We start from the raw sequence: 19,441 nt of genomic DNA on the forward strand, positions 1-19,441 counted from the left end.
ATCAATTAATTTCTGGCCAGCCACTTTTATTCCATGATAACTCGCTCAACCGCAGCTTGGGCTTGCCGTTGTCATTGCCATCGTAGGCATGAAACAGGATATAGTCTACACCCTTTATGTTCACCACGGCATTGTGTCCAACACCGTGCCAACGCTCGTCACCCTGCAACAATAACTTGCCACCTCCCCTTGCCATATCCACCCCACGTTCGTCTACGTAAGGTCCTTCCGCGACCTTGGAACGCCCTACGATCATCTTATAGGTGCTTTCCTTACCCTTGCAACAGTAATCGATGGATGCAAATAGATAAAAGTACCCTTCATGTCTATAAATAAACGGTGCTTCTATGGCATTGCCACCCGCATCTACCGGGTTGTTCTCTATGGCCAATGGGTTAGGCAAGGCCGGATCTTTCTTTCTACTGGCTATGGTTTTCAAAGGGTGCTTTAAGGTATCGGCCACCGCTAAGGCATCTTGGCGAAGCTTTACTAATTGCAGGCCTCCCCAAAAAGATCCGAAAACCAAATAAGGGTTGCCCCCTTCGTCCAGCACCATGTTTGGGTCTATGGCATTCCAATTAGTGACACCTGGAAACGACTGGATAATAAGCCCATGGTCTTCCCAATGAAAGTTGGGATCGTCCCTGTCCAAAGTAATATTGGTGGCCAGTCCTATACAGGAGGTGTTTTTCCCAAAAGCCGATACCGAATAGAACAAATAGTACCTCCCTTGATAATAACTGATATCGGGAGCCCAGATATGCCCTTTGAAGCTCGGTATCTGCTCTTTGGCCCAAAGCGGTGGCTCGGAAAACACAGCAGGCTCGGCTTGCCAGTTCTTCAAATCATCGGAACGCCATACACTGATCCCGTTGCCGGTAGAAAAAAGGTAATATTTTCCATCCACCTCTTGGAGAACGGGGTCATGTACCACAATGTCTTGCTCCTGAGCAAACGATGTGGTGCCAACGATAACAGCCAATAAACCAAAGACCAGTGCGCGCATCATCTATCTTGCTTTGATTCGGTATACATGAAACGAATAGGGTTGCATACCTATATCCTTTTGCAGGGCCGCTATGGCCATGTTCTGCTCTCGAGGGCTTACTTTCTTAGGCTCATCCAAGGTGTTGCCGACGTCCAGGTCATCGGCATGCAGTACCTGAACCGATACCGATTTTTGCCACTTGCCTCCTTTTCCCAAATCAAGCTTGATGTGTTGTTCTTTATTGGAGTGATTGACTACCTTAATGATCAGCTCTTTCGCTTTGCTATCCCACATGGCAGAAGCATATAGGCTATCCTTGCCTACCAGTGGTGCGCCATCTTTCGTGAGTGGCACTATCTTATCGCCCTTGTTGGTCGAGTACAATTGCTGCACATAATAGTTTGGTGTGCCATAGGAACGGAGATTATCTACCCATATGAGATCTGGGCTCCACTGCCAGCCATCGACATGGGCAAAAAGCGGTGCATAGGAGGCCATGGCCACCACATCCGCATTGCGATCTATACCCGTGAGAAATGCGGCTTCTGCCACCGCAGCACGCCAAGTGTTCTTGTTACCATTGCTGGCAATCTTATCGGTATGTGCGGCATATTCCCCCGCAAATATCTTGCTCCCTTGGCGATCGTAGTGGTCATAGCGGGCCGCGCTTTTCAAAAACCATTCCGGATTACGGTAAAAATGTTCGTCGATGACATCGATTTTCATGGACCTCAACTGCTTGTCCAAAAATTCGAAGCGCTCCCCGTCGGGATCAGTACCCGAGCTAGCAATGATCTGGATATCGGGATATTTCGTTTTGATGGCCTTCTGAAAAATGGCCAAGCGTTCGATGTACTGCGGCCCCCAATTTTCGTTCCCCACGCCCAGCATCTTGAGATGAAAGGGTTCGGGATGGCCCATTTCGGCCCTTAGCTTACCCCAAGCGGTAGAAAGGTCGCCATTGGCAAATTCGATCAGGTCCAATGCGTCCTGCACATATTCGTCCAAATCTTCCAAAGGCACCAATTCGGCCGTATTGAACTGACAGGCCATCCCGCAGTTGAGGATGGGCAATGGCTGTGCACCGATATCCTCGGCCAACTGGAAATATTCGAAGAAACCCAGTCCGAAACTCTGAAAATAGTCGGGTGTCAGCTTATGCTTAAACTCGGTATTCCACCGATTGATGATCAGCTGACGGTCTTCTACGGGGCCTACGGTCTTTTTCCACTGAAAGCGATTGGCCAAGTCGCGCCCTTCTACGATACAGCCGCCAGGAAAGCGTATAAACTCAGGCTTTAAGTCAGCCAAGAGCTGCACCATATCTGCCCGCAAACCTCCCGGCCTATTCTTCCAGGTATCTTCGGGAAACAAGGAAATCATATCCATATCTACTTTTCCCTTGCCTACTATCCATAATCGAAAATGCCCTTTTGCTTCTGTGGCGGTAGCCGTCAAACTGGCATTGATTTTTTGCCACTGCCCTGCGGTAGCACCAATCGGGACTTCCTGCGTACCTATTACCCTACCTGTGGTATCGAGCAATTCCAGCGTTAGTTTAATGTCTGTACCGTCTGTGCGATAGAAAGACGAAAAATCGTACCTCAGCCCCTTCTTGATACCCATGCCCCGAAAACCTTCGTTCTCCAAACCTACCTTGTTCGCTTCGGCATTTCCGGTATATACACTGATATATCGGGGATTTCGCTCGTATTGCTTCCCGCTCCTGTTGACCACCAGCACATCGCCTTCGGCCACGCCTTTTCCCAGTTTTTTCCATCCCATCAGGGGCTCGGTAAATTCAAAGGAACGGTTCTTTACTAGCTCGGCATATATGCCACCATCGGCTCCCATATTGATATCCTCAAAAAATACGCCCCAAAGCTTGTCGGAAACATCCGCCTTTGCGTTTGCCAAGTCTACCTTGAGTGTTTTTACTTCCTGGGCCGTGCCCATAGATACGAGCGAGATGAGTCCAAGTATACTGCATTTTATGTGTTTTGCAATCATGATATAAAATCTAAACCATTAATTCAATTCTAGCACCACTACGGAAAAAGGGGGTAAGGTAAGACTTAGCTGTCCACTGTTTACCTCCAGATCTTTTAGGATCGATGGTTGAATCAGGTCGGGTTTGTCAAAAGAATTGTAGTCCCTCAAGTTATCCGAGCGGAGAATCCGCGCCTGTGCCAATTTAAGGTCTTTTCTTCCCAAATCGATATCGACTTTATTGGACTTGGTATCGTCTATGTTTACCAAAGATATATGAAGCTTGCCTTCCTTATCCAAAGAGGCCGAAGAGGATACGGCAGGTAGCTTTTCCTCCCCGTAGACAAAATCGACCGATTCGATCTTTACCGGAATTAGCTTGGCATCCTGATGTACCTTGTACATCTCCATGACATGGTAAGTTGGTGTCAATAGCATCCTGTCCTTTTCCGTCAAGATGACGGCTTGCAAAACGTTGACCGTTTGGGCCAGGTTGGCCATGCGCACGCGCTCAGCATGGTTGTTGAATACGTTGAGGGTGACACCGGCAATCATGGCATCGCGCATGGTATTCTGCTGATAAAGAAACCCGGGATTGGTTCCTTCCTCCACTTCATACCATCCTCCCCACTCGTCCACCACCAGGGCTATTCGCTTCTGCGGATCGTATTTATCCATAATAGCACTGTGCTTGGCCACCAGCTCTTCCATACGCCAGGCCGATTTCATAGTCTTGAAATACTCTTCATCGGAATATTTGGTGGCCGAACCTTTCTTGTTCCATTGCACGTTGGCATAGTGGTGCAAGGCTACGCCCGACACCAAGTTCTTGGGAATTTTCTTCATCAAGGTTTCCGTCCAGTTGTAGTCGTCCACATTCGCCCCTGAAGCTATGCGGAAAAGTCCACCCGAGTTATCCCAATCGGCCATGAACGTAGCATACTTGCGGTACAGGTCGGCATAGTACTCAGGCAGCATGTTACCCCCGCAGCCCCAAGCTTCGTTGCCCACTCCCCAGAATTTCACCTTCCAGGGTTTGTCCCGTCCATTTTCCCTGCGGAGATCGGACATGGGGCTCTTGCCATCAAAATTGACGTATTGTACCCAGTCTGCCAGTTCCTGTACCTCACCGCTCCCGATATTGCCGGCCAGATAGGGCTCGGTACCCAATAGCTCGCACATGTTCAGAAAGTCGTGCGTACCAAAACTGTTGTCCTCGGTGACGCCGCCCCACCAGTTGTTGACGATGCTAGGCCGCTCGGCCTTGGGGCCTATGCCATCTTTCCAGTGGTAAGTATCGGCAAAACAGCCTCCCGGCCATCTCAAGTTGGGGATATTTAATTTTTTCAGGGCCTCTATGACGTCATTCCTTACGCCGTTGGTATGGGCTACGGTTTTGTTATCTTCCCCCACATAGATGCCATCGTAAATACAACGACCCAGGTGCTCGGCAAAATGGCCATAAATGTGCTTGCTGATGATAACCTCAGCGCTATCTACACCTAACGTGACCTTGGACTGGCCCAGAGAGATACCCCAACAAAAGAAGAATTGAAAGAGTAGAAACAATGATAATTTATGCATAATTGGATAATTTTAACTTGGCCACAAAATCCTCGTACAAGGACATCGTGGCCATAAAGATAAGGTAAAAAATTAAATGTCAAAAAAACATTTATTTATTATCTGTTTTTTATGGTCGTTTCTTCAACCAGATGGACAGGCCTCCGCCATTGAATCCCGACATCACGATGGTGGAGGAGAGTTTATGCTCCCAGTCCCTTTCGCGGGCCACATACAGCCTATCGACAAAAACGCCACCTGCCCAGCTTAACTCTAACCAGGGGGCTTGATAGTTCCAAGTGTTGTTGCCATCTCCATTGATGGTGCCATCGGCAAGGAGTTCGCTGATGAACGAATAGTTGATATTGGGATCAACCTGTTCATCGGCATAGCCGGGTACCGTGACATAACCTTGCACGATCTGGTCATAGGCGCCTATCAAATCATCGCTGGTAATCTCCGATTGCGGAACGTTGGCGTACCTTTCGGGCAGCACCAAAGGCCATCCTTCCGGTGTCCATTGGATTTTGCGTACATGCATCACCATAAAGAACCTATCGACTTGCGGTCGTCCTTGATGGGCCATGTAGTATTGATCAGCATCGTCCTTAAAAACGGCACAATGGGCTACTCCTTGCCACCCTGCGTGCTCTTCAAAAGCATAAGGTGCCAGGATCATGGGCGCATTGTTATCGGCAAAAGTAGTGGCGGGCTGTCCGTCCCAATCCAGGAAAGGCCCGGTAGGGCTGTCCGATCGGAATACCCGTACATTGTATTTGGTATCGATCCAATCGTAGGATACAAAGAGGTAATACTTGTTCTGCTCAGCATTATAAATGATCTCCGGCGCTTCCAGGTTGCCGTTGTACAAACCGTTGGTCATGCCCCTTCTCACGATCAACGTCCCTTGATCTCCCGCTGTAGCGGCCAAACCCGTGGCGGGATCTAACCTCACCACGAACAGGCCGTCCCAGGCAGAGCCATAGTACATGTAGTGTTCGCCTCCCGGGGTAACTACCACGGAGGGGTCGATGGCATTGGTGCCGGGTCCTGCGGTTACGGAGGTGACCGCCAAGCCGCTTTCCGTCCAAGGTCCCTCCGGGGCAGTAGCGGTCAACAGGCCGATGGCACTCACGCGAAAGCCATCAGAGGCTAAGGAATAGTACAAGCGGTATTCATTGCCCACCTGCATGATGTAGGGAGCCCAAATACCTTCATTGGGATTGGTCCCCTGGCCTTGTATGAAATCGACAGCTTGCTGGGGCAGACCATCAAGCGCCCATCCTCTATATTCCCATTCTACCAAATCACGCGAACGCCTTACCATGATGCCGGGACGCAGCTGTTGGCCATAGGCTACATCCGTACTATAGCAATAATACCATTCGCCTTCCTTTATAACGGATGGGTCATGCAGATTGTAAGGCCCCCATTGCCCCGTATACGCATAACTAGCAATATGCCCGTAAGTATCCGTAATATTATCTATGTCGAATGGTTTCGGAGCAAAAATCCCCGGGTCCGTTTCCGTAAGTGGCTGATTTTCGAAATCATTTTTGACGCAGGAAGTAAAAAAAATCGCTCCCCCTATCACAATTGCCACGTATTTTAAGCACTTTTTCATCTGTAAATAATTTTTATCCATCGGTCAGATGGAGCTTATTTCAATACATTGTTAACCAATAAAACTATCATCAATTCCTTCCTTCCTTCCGCTGTAAATAGAGCAAACGATATCATTTTAGACCTTAGTTTGCATCGTTGGGTGAAAGGTTTCTGTTGTTATTCAATTCGCTGAACGGAATAGGTAGATATTCCTTTCCGGGTCTCCAGCTATTGAAATCGGAATCTCTTTCCCTCAGCTGTGCCAACTTTGCAGGGTCGTATAGCCAACCCCAGCGAATGATATCATGGATTCGCTGTCCTTCTATGGCAAATTCCAAAAATCTTTCATGGGCTATTTGATCCCGCATCTGTATTTGTGAGAGATTGGGCTTTATCGTCGACAGCACAGGTAAGCGTGCCCTATCCCTTACCTGCTGAATATAAGGATAGGCCTCGCTGGTACGCCCCAGCTCGTTCAGAACCTCTGCATACATCAAAAGAATATCGGCATAACGGAGTATGCGGTAGTTGATTCCCCCTGTTTCAAAAGATTCTTTTTGGATAAGCCCCAGCCCGTCATAGGTGTACTTCCTGACATAAATAAGGTTGGTAGCACTATACGGCCACGGCAGCCCGTAAACCGTGGTAGAATTATCGGCTGGCTCATAAGAAGTAATGGTTGCCAGCAACCTGGGGTCGCTTCTGCCGTCCGTTGTTTGTTCTGATTTAAATGCATTGTACAGGGAGCGGGTAGGCTCGTAGTCACTATATCCTCCCCACGTTTCTCCTGGAGCCGCATAGGTAACCGCCACAGCTGAAAATTGCCTCCAATTGGCATTGGGTTCGCCTGTCCAGTTTCCATCGGTTCCTCCTTCTGCGGTAAACTGTATTTCAAACAATGACTCGGCATTGTTTTCGTTCACTGTGTTAAAGTTGCTTCGGTAATTAGGCATCAGGGAATATACTCCATTGAGTTCACCTCCAGCCGCTACAAATTTTTCCAGCTGTACGGCAGCATCGTTGTAGTTTTTGGTATACAGATAGGCTTTGGCCAACAGACCGGCAGCAGCTCCTTTCGTGGCCCGCCCCTTTTGTCCGGCATCGGGACCCGTCACTCCCTCGTAACTTATCGGCAATAAACCTTCGGCTTGTTTCAGGTCATCTATGATCTGGTTCCATACGGCCTCTGGTGCTGCCGTCTCTGGGTAATATTCATCGGCGGTAGTTTGTGGTTCTGTCACCAAGGGTATTTTTTGATACGTATTGATCAGGTTAAAATAAGCCAGTGCCCTTAAAAAATGAGCCTGCCCCAACACTCTTCCCTTGTGCCCAGCCTCAAATAGGTCGTCGGCAATATCGGGCACATATCGCAATACCTGATTGGCCCTGTTCACTACCAAATAATGGTCTCTCCACACCCATTCTACAGGTGCCGAATTGCTGGGAATGGTAAAACGTCCCACCAATTCCAAATCGCTCCAAGGGCTGTTGCCTTGCATATCATCGCCTCGGCTGTCACTAAGTCCAGGGAAAGAGCGAGTATAGGTTCCTTCCAGTGCATAGGCATTATAAACAGATACCACGCCTGCATCGGCATGGGCAGGCGTTTGCCAGAATGTTTCGGTCACGGGAAAGTTGGGATTGTACAAATCCAGTTTTTTATCGCAGGCAAAGAGAAATACCGATGCTGCCATAAACATATTGATACATGATCTTTTCATTTTCTTGCTTTTTAGATTAACCATTAAAATCCTACCTGCACCCCGAAAAGGATGGTCCTTGGTTTAGGGAACGAACCGTTGTCCAGCCCAGGCGTAAACACGCCGTAGGCATAATCAGGGTTATAGGATTTATATTTCTGGAAAGTATGGAGATTTTGTGCGGTCACATAAATACGGGTATTGGAAACGGACGGGATCAAATTCTGAGGCAGTGCGTAACCCAAGGAAACTGTATTGATCCGCAAGAAAGTACCATCCTGCAGCCATCCCTCTCTATTGGAGCTCTCCCAGTTGCGGTTAGGGTCGGCCCAGGTAAGGCGGGGGATATTGGTTTCCGTATTGACCGATGTATAGCGATTTAACATGTCCTGGTGATAATTGGCATCGCCACCACTGTGCATCAAATCGCGGTACAGACGACTGTTTATAAGGTATTTGCCAGCACCGGAAGCAAACAATGTAAAGTCAAACCGTTTATAGGATGCCGTAAAGTTCAAGCCATAATTGAATTTAGGTAAGCCGCTTCCCAGATCGGTACGGTCGTTATCGTCCAAAACACCGTCTTCATTGATATCTCGGTACCTTACGTCTCCCACCGAAGCTCCATCAAACTGGTAGGGATGTGCATCCACTTCTTCCTGCGATTTGAAAATACCATCGGCTATAAATCCATAGTGGCGTCCCACTTCCTTGCCCACTTCCGTACGGAAGGCACCATCAATCCTCGATTGCACATTTTCGCCCAAGCTCAGCACCTTATTTTTGATGGTGGTAAGATTAGCCGCTATATCAAAGGTAAAATCGCCTTGTGTTTTATGGTATCCCAGTGTAAACTCAACACCGCTATTGCGCAAGGTTCCTGCATTTACAATAGGCGCGGCATTAATTGAGCCCACGGTCAAGGGAATGGGAATAGGTACCAAAATATCGCGGCTTTCGCTATTATAGTACTCAGCCGACAAATCGAACTTACCATTCAACAGCTGTGCATCAAACCCTATATTGCTGGTGATGCGTTCTTCCCACTTCAGGTCCTGCGAGGTTACACTGGTCTGAATAGCTCCCAGTATGCGTTGCCCGTCAAAAGTATAAACGACGGCGGGATTTATTACAGCCTGATACAAGTAGTTGCCAATGTTTTCATTTCCCAGTTTCCCCCAGCTTGCTCTTAGTTTCAAATCGGAAATCGCACCCTTCGTATCAGGGAAAAAACTTTCGTTGGACAAGCGCCAGCCTGCCGCAAACGAAGGGAAGTAGCCCACTCTATGTTGCGAGGCAAACTTGGAGGAGGCGTCCCTACGTACGGTAGCGGTAAATAGGTACCTATCGTCATAGTTGTAATTGAACCTGCCCAGATAAGAGGCCAAAGCATTATGTTCCTCCCAGCTATTGGCATTGGTTTCCTGTGCGTTGCGTAGAGAAGCAAAGTTTTCATCCTGAAAGCCTACACCCGAAGCCTGGGTGAGCCAATAAGAATTTTTCTGGTACATCTGTCCAGCCAATAAGGAGATGGAGTGCTCGCCCAAGGTCAGATCATATGTCAACGTGTTCTCTATGAGCTGGTTTTCGTATTTCCGGTGGTTATCCGATAAGCGGGCAATATCATTGATAAAGAAATAACCCAGATTAAACGTCGGCGTAAAAGTATAATCCCTTACTTCGTTTATATCATAACCCAGATTCAATTTGTACTTCAGGGAATGGTTGCCTGTTTTAAGCAGGTTTACCTCCGACCATAAGTTGGTAATAAGGCGTCCTACCGTCGCATTGTTGGTAATCAATTCATTGAAACCAATGCCGTTTAAGGAAATAGCATCATGCAGGTCACTGGCGGTACCGCCATAGCCTCCCAAACGTGCTGGATCGTAGAGCGGCATGGTAGGGATGGCAAAAACCAGGTCGTTGATCAGCGGCGGCCTACCGCCCGCCAGGATACCGTCGCCGGTCACCAGTGCATTCTCCTTCGAGTGCGCATAGGCTACTGTTTGCCCGAACCTAAACCGTCCCCTTTCCTGGGTGGTATTGACACGGCCGGTATAGCGTTTGTAATCGGGCCCATTCCCCACAAAGGTTCCCTTATTATCAAATAGGTCAAAGGATACATTGTAGGTGCTGCTTTCCCCACCGCCGCTCAGGTTCAGGGTTTGGTTATGCCTTGTTCCGGTTTTCAGTCCCTCCTTTTGCCAGTCGGTATCTACATCGGTAATAAAACGGGGCGAATTGGGATCATTTCCCGGTGCCAGGGGCTTGTTGTTTGAATTATAGCGCGCTTCATTGTTCAGTACCTGATAATTGTGTGCATTGGTGACCGGCATAATTTGCCATATGTTGTCAAAGCCGTAGTATGCACTGTAGTCTACTTTCAATGGTGTACCCTTCTTACCTTGCTTGGTCGTGATGATGATAACGCCATTGGCAGCACGTGATCCGTAGATGGCACCAGCAGACGCATCTTTCAACACCTGCATGGACTCAATATCGTTGGGATTGAGCTCACGGGGAACCCCACTTAGTGGAATACCGTCTACTACATACAGCGGATCGGCATTTCCGAAGGTAGAAATACCTCGCAGCCTCACCTGCGGAAAAGCACCTGGCTGTCCATCACTGGTCACTGATACCCCGGCAACCCTTCCTTGCAACATATTGCCCACATCATTGGTAGAAAGCTTTTTGGCATCGGTCATCTCTACTATTGCAACAGAGCCAGTTATATCGGCCCTACGCTGCGTACCATATCCCACCACTACCACCTCATCCAATGAGGTAAGGTCTTCTGATAAGCTTAGGTCATGAATGTCAGATTGAGGCCCCAATGTCACCTCCTTACTCAGGTGTCCTACAAAGCTAAACACCAAAGTACCATTAGCAGGAGCGCTTAAGGTGTACGCTCCCCATTCGTCCGTTTTGGTTCCCGTATTGGTTCCCTTCAAAAGGACGCTTACCCCGGACATCGGTTCCCCTCGTTGGTCCGTTACAACACCTCTAACCGCCCGTTGCCGCGCTTGGACAACAGCTGTGATCTGGATGAGAAACAGCATTAAAACCACGAATTTTAATCTGCAAGTTCCTTGTAGTTTATTTTTCATTGTATTATAGGTTTATACGGCTGGCTAAAACCGTCATTAAATATGGAAGCAAGGTAGACACTTTTTATTAAATGTACAAGAAACACTTAATAAAAAGTGTCTAAAAAACATTTAACTAATAAAATTTTGATTTTCATCTATTTGAACAAGCCCATAAAAAGGCCTTAGACTACTTTTGTCTTAAGGAAGAGCGTTAAAAAGAGAAACCAAAGAAGTGTAAAAGTGTAAACAGAAAGTGAAACCCGATCTTATACAAAAAGAAAAATAATACTTGCAAAAAAGAAAAAAATATTAATACATTTGTATCCAACAAATAAACGCTGTGGAAACAAGCCAGTTACATATCATCAAATTTAACAACCCTGTGAATAACCACGTGGTTTCGGTGTCTCGTAATAGCATCCATTTCCCAAAACTCATCTTACGCTCCCGACGACCCTTTATGCCCCGGGCTTGATTGGGGCATACACTCTCGCGGTCTTTAATTACTTGGACAAGTCCAGTCCTAAGTTAAAAAAAACAAAAATTTTGTAAACAATCCATCGGAACAACCTAGTTCAAAGGAAGATTTAAAACTAGCTTGTTTCATACGTGTCATTACTGTAATGAACCATTCAAATTTTATTGTTATCCCTGCAAATGAATCGCATATTGGCTATGCAGAAGAAATTTGTAACGAGATGTCCGAATCAGCCAAAGCACGTGGAACGGGTATAGCCAAACGCAAACCTGAATACGTTGCTAAAAAAATGCTGGAAGGCAAAGCGGTCATTGCCCTACATAAGGACGGCACTTGGGCCGGCTTTTGCTATATTGAAACTTGGAGTCATGGCGACTACGTGGCCAATTCGGGACTTATTGTCAACCCATTGTTTCGAAAGGAGGGCCTTGCCAAGGCGATCAAAAAACGTATCTTCGAACTTTCTAGGGAAAAATATCCCGACGCCAAGATATTTGGGCTTACCACGGGCTTTGCGGTTATGAAGATTAATTCGGAGTTAGGTTATGAACCCGTTCCATATTCGGAACTCACTCAGGATGAAGAATTTTGGAGCGGATGCAAAAGCTGTGTCAACTATGATATCCTGATGAGCAAGGATCGTAAGAACTGCATGTGCACAGCCATGCTCTGGGATCCGATAGAAAAGAAAAAAGAACTGCAGGAAAAGATCGAGATGAAAGCTAAGGCCAAAGAAAGATTGAAAGGCATGCAGAAAAAGCATTCGCTCTTAAAACGTATCGAGCTTAGTTTGAGGCGATCTACAAAGATGTTGTCTTTCTCCTAGATAGAAGGTAAGACTCACAAGATAAATAACAAAATCGTTCATAAAATTAACCAATAAACAATAGGGATCGCCATGGGAAAATGGCCATCAAACAGAAAAAGGAGATGAAAGAAAAAGTAGTTTTAGCATTTAGTGGAGGTTTGGATACCTCATTTTGCGCCATTTATCTGGCGCAGGACAGGGGGCTGGAAGTTCATTCCGTGATTGTAAATACAGGTGGTTTTTCCGAAGAGGAGCTTCAACACATTGAGAAAAGAGCTTATGAACTGGGAGTAGCTTCACATGCTACGGTGGATGAAACCCAAAACTTCTATAATGACAGCATCAAGTACCTCATCTTCGGCAATGTTCTCAAAAATGCTACCTATCCATTATCCGTAAGTGCAGAACGCGTATGTCAAGCTACCGCCATTGCCAACTATGCCAAAAAAATTGGTGCTGATTACGTAGCCCATGGCAGCACGGGCGCCGGCAACGATCAAGTGCGTTTTGACATGATATTCAATATTCTCATCCCAAATATCGGTATCATTACGCCCATACGGGATCTAAAACTAAGCCGCGAACAGGAAATAGAATACCTACACAAACATGGCGTAGAGTATAATGCCGAAAAGGCCAAATACAGCATCAACAAAGGGATATGGGGCACCTCTGTAGGTGGAAAAGAAACCTTAACCTCTCATGACACGCTGCCCGAAGACGCCTGGCCTACACCAGCCACGGAAACTGCACCTCGCCGTGTGACCATCGAGTTTGAGAAAGGCGAACCAGTAGCCCTAGACGGTGAGCGATTGGGTCCAGTAAGGGTTATCCAACAGCTACAGGCCATCGCACAGCCTTATGGCATTGGCCGCGATATCCACGTAGGCGATACCATTATAGGCATCAAGGGCCGCGTTGGTTTCGAGGCGGCTGGACCTGTCATCCTAATTAAAGCACACCACCTACTTGAAAAACATACGCTTACCAAATGGCAATTGAGCTGGAAAGACCAATTGGCCTCTTTCTATGGCAACTGGATGCATGAAGGCCAATTTCACGATCCCGTGATGCGGGACATAGAAGCATTTCTGGCCAGTTCACAGGAACAGGTAAACGGAAAGGTCTTCGTAGAGCTGCTGCCTTACCGCTTCAATCTCATCGGTATCGAATCAGAAAATGACCTTATGTCCAACAAATTTGGCAGCTATGGCGAAATGAACAATACCTGGACGGCCGATGACGTAAAGGGTTTCTCCAAGATATTCGGAAACCAGATCGTCATCTGGCACAAGGTGAACGGAAAAGTAGAAGAATAAACTCCAAGCAAAACACGATATGCAAACCATCCATGTGGGTATTATCGGTTCGGCAGGTTATACGGGAGGTGAATTGCTCAGGATACTGGTCCATCACCCCCACGTACAAATCCTGTTTGCCCATAGTGCCAGCAATGCCGACAAACCTATCCATAGCGTACATACCGATCTTTTGGGCGATACCGACCTGCTGTTTTCGTCCGATTTTGACCTTGAGAAACTGGCGGGACAAGAAAACCCTGTGCTGTTCCTTTGCGTAGGGCATGGTGATGCTAGGAAATTCCTGGAAGCTAATACCATTCCCAGCCCCATCAAGATTATCGACCTTTCGCAAGACTACCGGTTGTCTGCCAATACCTCTTACCAAGGAAAAGATTTTGTGTACGGGCTTCCCGAACTGAACAAAGAAAAGATAAAAAGTGCCGACTATATCGCCAATCCAGGTTGCTTTGCCACCAATATCCAATTGGCTTTGCTGCCTTTGGCCGCCAGCAAGCTCCTACCAAAAGAAGTCAATATCAACGCCACTACAGGCTCCACCGGAGCAGGGCAAAAACCCGGAGCTACTTCACATTTCAGTTGGCGCAACAATAACCTATCGGTCTATAAGGCTTTTAACCACCAGCATTTGCAGGAGATAGGCGAGAGCCTGGAGCAATTGCAGCAAGGGTTCTTGCCCAATGACAGGGATAGTTTATTGGAAAATGCCGCAGAACGCCTACTGTTCATCCCACAAAGGGGCGATTTCACAAGAGGCATATTCTCGGCCATTTACCTCGATTGCGACAAGAGTTTGGAAGAGATAGAAACCATCTACCAAGACTATTACGCCGAACAGCCCTTTACGCATATCAGCAAGACAAACATCGATTTGAAACAAGTGGTCAATACCAACAAATGCTTCATCCACTTGGAAAAGCACGGCAACAAATTGTTCATCACCACCATCATAGATAATCTGTTGAAAGGTGCAAGCGGGCAAGCCGTTCAGAACATGAACCTGGTGTTTGGTTTGGGTGAGGCCACTGGACTTCGGTTAAAGGGGACAGCTTTTTAATAGACTAAAACAGATTGTGTAATGAGACATTATAAGAAATTGGAAGTTTGGAAAAAGGCCCACTTAATGGTCCTTCATATATACAGCAATGTATTGCCTTCGTTTTCCTTACATGAAAGATATGATTTACACAATCAATTGAAAAGGGCTGCTTACTCTGCTCCATTGAATATCGTGGAAGGGGCAAGCCGTAGAACAGAAAAGGATTTCGCTCATTTTCTAGATAATGGGCTCTATTCATGAACTGGAATATGCCTGCTTACTTGCGAAGGATTTAGATTACATTGATGAAAACCAATTTTCTGAAAGGAATAAAACACTGCCGAAGTCAAGGCCATGATGATTGGATTAATCAGGCGTTTGAGACCGGAAAATTAAAATATTAACCACGAGACTGGACTGAATGACTAGGGGCTTTAGTCTTTCTGCTTTAGTCTTTTAGCTCACAAAAAAATGAAACTCTTCAACGTATATCCCATAAATCCCATCGAAATTGCCAAAGGACAGGGCAGCACCGTCTGGGATGCCCAAGGCAACGAGTACCTAGACCTCTATGGAGGCCACGCGGTCATTTCCATTGGCCACAGTCATCCCCATTATATCCAACGTATTACGGACCAGCTCCATAAGATTGGCTTTTACTCCAATTCGGTAGAGATCCCTCTGCAGACGCAATTGGCCGAGCTATTGGGTAAGGTATCGGGCAAAGGGGATTACCAGCTTTTCCTCTGCAACTCGGGTGCCGAGGCCAACGAGAACGCACTTAAATTGGCTTCATTCTACAATGGAAGAAAGAAAATCATCGCCTTTAAGGGAGCCTTCCACGGTCGTACTTCCCTGGCAGTGGCCGCTACGGACAATCCCAAGATCGTGGCTCCTGTCAACGAGACGGACAATGTGATTTTTCTGCCTTTCAATGATGAAGCAGCATTGGAAAATGCTTTCCAGCAATATGGCAATGAAATTTCTTCGGTCATCATTGAAGGCATACAGGGCGTGGGCGGCATCAAGGTGGCCAGCGAAAGTTTTCTGCAGAAAATACGCCAGCTGACCACGCAATACGGTGCCGTTTTTATTGCCGACTCGGTACAGTGCGGCTATGGCCGCTCGGGCAAGTTCTACTCGCACGACTATGCGGACATCAACGCCGATATATATAGCATGGCCAAGGGAATAGGCAACGGCTTTCCTATCGGAGCTATATCCATATCACCCAAAATACAGCCTTGGTTTGGCGAGCTAGGCACCACTTTCGGTGGCAACCACCTGGCTTGCACGGCAGCCTTGGCCGTACTGGAAGTGATGGAGCAAGAAAATTTGATCGAAAACGCCCTTAGCTTGGGTAATTATATATTCGAGGAATTGAAAGGCTTTGACAAGATCAGGGAAATACGGGGCCGCGGACTGATGATAGGTATCGACCTTCCAGAAGAATTATCGAGCGTAAAGAAAGACCTTTTGTTCAAAAATCGCATATTTACGGGCGAAGCTAAGCCTAATATCATTCGTTTGCTGCCTGCCTTGAATCTGAAGAAAGAACATGCCGATCGATTCTTGGAAGCGCTGAAAGAAAGACTGGATGAAGCATAATGCTTTCCGCCGGTGGATCAAGCCTGATGCTCTTTCAAATGCGCTGCGCTAACATCCAGAACCGCAAAAAGGCTCTACGAGAGAATTAGTTTTTTACTTCTGAATTTTACTTTTTACTTGAATTATGAATACTTTTTTTTCGGCACATAATGTAGATAAGCTCAAAGAAATAGTAGACGAGGCGTTAGCCCTGAAAGCGGCACCTTATGCCTATCAATCACTTGGAAAGAACAAAACGCTAGGTCTGATTTTTCTGAATCCAAGCCTCCGTACCCGCATGAGTACGCAAAAGGCTGCTGCCAATTTGGGTATGAACGTCATGGTCATGAACATGGACAAGGACGGGTGGGCACTGGAAACAAGAGACGGCGTGGTAATGGACGGCACTACGGTAGAACATATCCGTGAAGCAGCCGCCGTAATGGGCGAATACTGTAATGTGCTGGGTATACGCTCTTTCCCAAAACTCAAGGATCGGGCTGAAGACTACAGTGAAGACCTGTTCAACAAGTTCGTCAAGTTTTGTGGAAAGCCGGTCATCAGTCTGGAAAGTGCCACGAGACATCCTTTGCAGAGCCTTACCGACCTGATCACCATTACGGAGCTTTGGCAAGGCAAGGAGAGGCAAAAACCCAAAGTAGTGCTTACCTGGGCTCCGCATGTGAAGCCGCTGCCGCAAGCGGTACCCAATTCATTTGCCGAGTGGATGTGCAAGGCGCAAGCTCAGGGATTACTCGACTTTACCATCACGCATCCCGAAGGCTATGAACTTGCCGAGGAATTTACGCAAGGCGCCAATATAACGGTCAACCAACAAGAGGCTTTCCAAGATGCCGACTTTATCTATGTCAAAAATTGGTCGAGCTACAATGAGTACGGGCAGATACTCATAGGTGGAGAAGGCTGGATGCCCGATGAAGAAAAATTGAAGGTAAGTAACAATGCCAAAGTGATGCACTGTCTGCCCGTAAGGCGCGACCTGGAATTGGCTTCCGCCGTATTGGACGGGCCAAATTCCGTAGTGATACAAGAAGCGGGCAACCGGGTATGGGCAGCACAAGTAGTACTGAAACGAATTTTGGAAACGCAATAGGCGATACAGCAAGCGCAAGTGGAAAAACTGAACATTATCAAAATAGGTGGCAATATCATCGACAATCCCGATGCCTTAAAAAAATTCCTGTCGAATTTTCATCAATTGGCTGGATACAAAATATTGGTACATGGAGGAGGTAAGATCGCTACCCAGATGGCCCAAGACATGGGCATAGAAGCCATCATGGTAGAGGGAAGACGCGTGACGGATGAAGCGATGCTGAAATTGGTTGTCATGGTATATGCCGGCCTTACAAACAAAGAGATCGTTGCTCAGCTGCAGGGCTTGGGTACCGATGCCATTGGAATGAGCGGAGCAGATGCAAACAGCATCTCGGCTATTAAACGACCGATAAAAAAGGTCGATTTCGGCTTTGTAGGGGATATTACGGATAAGTCCGTTAACGGCAAACGCATAACCGATTTGCTTTCACTAGGCTTTTGCCCCGTATTCTGCGCCATTACACACGATGGCAAAGGCCAGCTATTCAATACCAACGCCGATACCATTGCATCTGCTTTAGCTGTAGGATTATCTTCTTATTTTGAGACTGTGCTGACCTATTGCTTTGAAAAGAAAGGCGTGCTAATGGATATAAAGGACAATAACTCTTTTATATCTGAAGTAAATAAGGAAAATTATCCTATACTGAAAGCCAAAGGCATAATCGCCGACGGTATGATACCAAAACTAGACAATGCCTTTGACGCTTTGGGTAATGGAGTCGCCAGGATCATCATCAAACATGCTGACGACATTTTGGACGAAAACGTGGGGACTATTATTGTTAATAGCTAATTGTAGTATCAACACATAAGACTCAAGTATCAAGAAAGCTCGGTCTTATATCTTAAATCGCATATCTCAAATCTAAATATCATGAAAATAACCATTATCGGAAGTGGAAACATAGGTTTGTCTCTGGCAAAAGGTCTAGTGGAAAAGCAATACTGTCAAGCTGCGGATATCACCTTGACGCGGAGGAACCTTAAATCATTGAACGGCGAAGCGGCAGCCGGCTTTAAAGTAAGCGACAACAATAGACTCGCTATCTTTAATACCGATGTTATTGTTCTGGCGGTGTTGCCACAACAGTTGAAAAAGGTAATGGAAGAGATTAAACCATCCGTATCCCCAGAAAAACAAGTTGTTGTCTCTGTCGTATCTGGTGTCAGCTGTGCTGACGTACGAAATGAACTCGGAAACAATGTGCAGGTAATACGCGCCATGCCCAATACAGCTATTGCCATTGGCCAATCCATGACCTGTATTGCCACCGACAACGCGAGCCAAGACAACATCGATGAGGTAGAGAAAATGTTTGAGACAGTGGGTGCTGTCGTTATTATCAACGAAGACCTCATGACATCTGCCACCGCTCTATGCGCTTGTGGTATAGCCTTTTTCCTACGAAGCATCAGGGCTGCTTCGCAAGGAGGAGTAGAAATAGGCTTCCACGCCCATGATGCCCTCAAGATGGCCGTGCAGACGGCCAAGGGAGCCGCAGACCTGCTGTTGCAGACCCAAAGCCATCCAGAGCACGAAATCGATAAGGTCACCTCTCCAAAGGGATGTACCATTGCCGGACTCAACGAAATGGAGCACAACGGCTTCAGCTCCGCATTCATCAAGGGCATCAAATTATCGGCTTTGAAAGCAGGAGGACTTTACGAAAACAAAGATTAATTGGTATTTTAGATTGTAGAAGTACGATTTTAGATTTAGGTAAGCGTCACATGAATAGCGACATACTCAAAAACCGCACAAAGAAGTTTTCCGTTGACATTGGAAAATTGGTTTTGGAATTACCGTATAACGTACTTAATAGAAATTACTCTAATCAAATCACGCGATGTTCTAGTTCTGTAGGGGCAAACTATAGGGCCGCATGCAGAGCAAAGTCTAATGCTGACTTTTTATATAAACTAAAGATTGTGGAAGAAGAACTGGACGAGACATTGTTTTTTCTGGAATTGCTGGCGGAATTTAATCATGAAAAAAGAGATACTATTCAATTGTTATGGAAAGAAGGCAATGAATTACTCTCTATTTTTGTGGCCTCTATCAATACATTAAGAATTAGACAATCGGCTACTTCAAATCGTAAATCGTAAATCGTAAATCGTAAATCCAAAATCGTAAATCGTAAATCGTAA

General features: G+C 46.6%; 15 protein-coding genes. 9 read left to right on the plus strand and 6 right to left on the minus strand.

Going from position 1 to position 19,441, the window contains the following annotated elements; genetic code table 11:
- Position 1 precedes the first annotated feature (1 nt).
- From A37S_RS0104625 to A37S_RS0104650, 6 genes are all read right to left on the minus strand, one after another.
- Positions 2-1,009 carry a family 43 glycosylhydrolase gene (locus tag A37S_RS0104625; protein WP_245586308.1) on the minus strand — a complete coding sequence of 336 codons (1,008 nt, stop codon included), beginning with the start codon at positions 1,007-1,009 and terminating at the stop codon, positions 2-4.
- Positions 1,010-2,998: an alpha-L-arabinofuranosidase C-terminal domain-containing protein gene (locus A37S_RS0104630; RefSeq protein WP_036601266.1), complete on the minus strand. Its 1,989-nt coding sequence runs from the start codon at positions 2,996-2,998 to the stop codon at positions 1,010-1,012. It lies immediately after the preceding gene.
- A gap of 18 nt (positions 2,999-3,016) precedes the next feature.
- A complete protein-coding gene (locus A37S_RS0104635) occupies positions 3,017-4,561 on the minus strand; it encodes an alpha-N-arabinofuranosidase (protein ID WP_028295970.1) in 1,545 nt (514 codons plus the stop codon).
- 109 nt (positions 4,562-4,670) lie between these two features.
- The gene (locus A37S_RS23615; protein WP_084163751.1) at positions 4,671-6,164 is read right to left on the minus strand and encodes an arabinan endo-1,5-alpha-L-arabinosidase; all 1,494 of its coding nucleotides are present in this window, start codon (positions 6,162-6,164) and stop codon (positions 4,671-4,673) included.
- 124 nt (positions 6,165-6,288) lie between these two features.
- A complete protein-coding gene (locus A37S_RS0104645) occupies positions 6,289-7,866 on the minus strand; it encodes a RagB/SusD family nutrient uptake outer membrane protein (RefSeq protein ID WP_028295971.1) in 1,578 nt (525 codons plus the stop codon).
- A gap of 23 nt (positions 7,867-7,889) precedes the next feature.
- Complete coding sequence (locus A37S_RS0104650; RefSeq protein WP_028295972.1) at positions 7,890-10,955, minus strand: SusC/RagA family TonB-linked outer membrane protein; 3,066 nt, start codon at positions 10,953-10,955, stop codon at positions 7,890-7,892.
- 605 nt (positions 10,956-11,560) lie between these two features.
- On the opposite strand from A37S_RS0104650, the gene A37S_RS0104655 reads away from it, so the two are divergent.
- From A37S_RS0104655 to A37S_RS0104695, 9 genes are all read left to right on the plus strand, one after another.
- On the plus strand, positions 11,561-12,241 hold the full coding sequence (locus A37S_RS0104655) for an N-acetyltransferase (RefSeq protein WP_028295973.1): 681 nt from the start codon (positions 11,561-11,563) through the stop codon (positions 12,239-12,241).
- Positions 12,242-12,345: 104 nt separating this feature from the next.
- The gene (argG, locus tag A37S_RS0104660; RefSeq protein WP_028295974.1) at positions 12,346-13,542 is read left to right on the plus strand and encodes an argininosuccinate synthase; all 1,197 of its coding nucleotides are present in this window, start codon (positions 12,346-12,348) and stop codon (positions 13,540-13,542) included.
- A 19-nt stretch (positions 13,543-13,561) separates the two neighbouring features.
- Entirely contained in the window at positions 13,562-14,599 is a 1,038-nt protein-coding gene (gene argC, locus A37S_RS0104665) for an N-acetyl-gamma-glutamyl-phosphate reductase (protein ID WP_028295975.1), read from the plus strand.
- A gap of 21 nt (positions 14,600-14,620) precedes the next feature.
- On the plus strand, positions 14,621-14,842 hold the full coding sequence (locus A37S_RS28265; RefSeq protein WP_051292720.1) for a four helix bundle protein: 222 nt from the start codon (positions 14,621-14,623) through the stop codon (positions 14,840-14,842).
- Between the two features lie 210 nt (positions 14,843-15,052).
- Positions 15,053-16,189 carry an aspartate aminotransferase family protein gene (locus tag A37S_RS0104675; protein ID WP_028295976.1) on the plus strand — a complete coding sequence of 379 codons (1,137 nt, stop codon included), beginning with the start codon at positions 15,053-15,055 and terminating at the stop codon, positions 16,187-16,189.
- Between the two features lie 124 nt (positions 16,190-16,313).
- Positions 16,314-17,282, plus strand: a complete 969-nt coding sequence (locus A37S_RS0104680) for a Rossmann-fold NAD(P)-binding domain-containing protein (protein WP_028295977.1) — start codon at positions 16,314-16,316, stop codon at positions 17,280-17,282.
- 18 nt (positions 17,283-17,300) lie between these two features.
- Positions 17,301-18,083 carry an acetylglutamate kinase gene (argB, locus tag A37S_RS0104685; RefSeq protein ID WP_028295978.1) on the plus strand — a complete coding sequence of 261 codons (783 nt, stop codon included), beginning with the start codon at positions 17,301-17,303 and terminating at the stop codon, positions 18,081-18,083.
- 78 nt (positions 18,084-18,161) lie between these two features.
- Entirely contained in the window at positions 18,162-18,971 is an 810-nt protein-coding gene (gene proC / locus A37S_RS0104690) for a pyrroline-5-carboxylate reductase (protein WP_028295979.1), read from the plus strand.
- Between the two features lie 50 nt (positions 18,972-19,021).
- The gene (locus A37S_RS0104695; protein WP_028295980.1) at positions 19,022-19,399 is read left to right on the plus strand and encodes a four helix bundle protein; all 378 of its coding nucleotides are present in this window, start codon (positions 19,022-19,024) and stop codon (positions 19,397-19,399) included.
- Positions 19,400-19,441 lie beyond the last annotated feature (42 nt).

Source organism: Olivibacter sitiensis DSM 17696, from assembly GCF_000427965.1.
GTDB lineage: Bacteria > Bacteroidota > Bacteroidia > Sphingobacteriales > Sphingobacteriaceae > Olivibacter > Olivibacter sitiensis.

Coding starts and splice junctions, on each gene's coding strand:
- A37S_RS0104625 (WP_245586308.1), bottom strand. CDS start 1,009: ATGATGCGCGCACTGGTCTTTGGTTTATTGGCTGTTATCGTTGGCACC.
- A37S_RS0104630 (WP_036601266.1), bottom strand. CDS start 2,998: ATGATTGCAAAACACATAAAATGCAGTATACTTGGACTCATCTCGCTC.
- A37S_RS0104635 (WP_028295970.1), bottom strand. CDS start 4,561: ATGCATAAATTATCATTGTTTCTACTCTTTCAATTCTTCTTTTGTTGG.
- A37S_RS23615 (WP_084163751.1), bottom strand. CDS start 6,164: ATGAAAAAGTGCTTAAAATACGTGGCAATTGTGATAGGGGGAGCGATT.
- A37S_RS0104645 (WP_028295971.1), bottom strand. CDS start 7,866: ATGAAAAGATCATGTATCAATATGTTTATGGCAGCATCGGTATTTCTC.
- A37S_RS0104650 (WP_028295972.1), bottom strand. CDS start 10,955: ATGAAAAATAAACTACAAGGAACTTGCAGATTAAAATTCGTGGTTTTA.
- A37S_RS0104655 (WP_028295973.1), top strand. CDS start 11,561: ATGAACCATTCAAATTTTATTGTTATCCCTGCAAATGAATCGCATATT.
- argG (WP_028295974.1), top strand. CDS start 12,346: ATGAAAGAAAAAGTAGTTTTAGCATTTAGTGGAGGTTTGGATACCTCA.
- argC (WP_028295975.1), top strand. CDS start 13,562: ATGCAAACCATCCATGTGGGTATTATCGGTTCGGCAGGTTATACGGGA.
- A37S_RS28265 (WP_051292720.1), top strand. CDS start 14,621: ATGAGACATTATAAGAAATTGGAAGTTTGGAAAAAGGCCCACTTAATG.
- A37S_RS0104675 (WP_028295976.1), top strand. CDS start 15,053: ATGAAACTCTTCAACGTATATCCCATAAATCCCATCGAAATTGCCAAA.
- A37S_RS0104680 (WP_028295977.1), top strand. CDS start 16,314: ATGAATACTTTTTTTTCGGCACATAATGTAGATAAGCTCAAAGAAATA.
- A37S_RS0104695 (WP_028295980.1), top strand. CDS start 19,022: ATGAATAGCGACATACTCAAAAACCGCACAAAGAAGTTTTCCGTTGAC.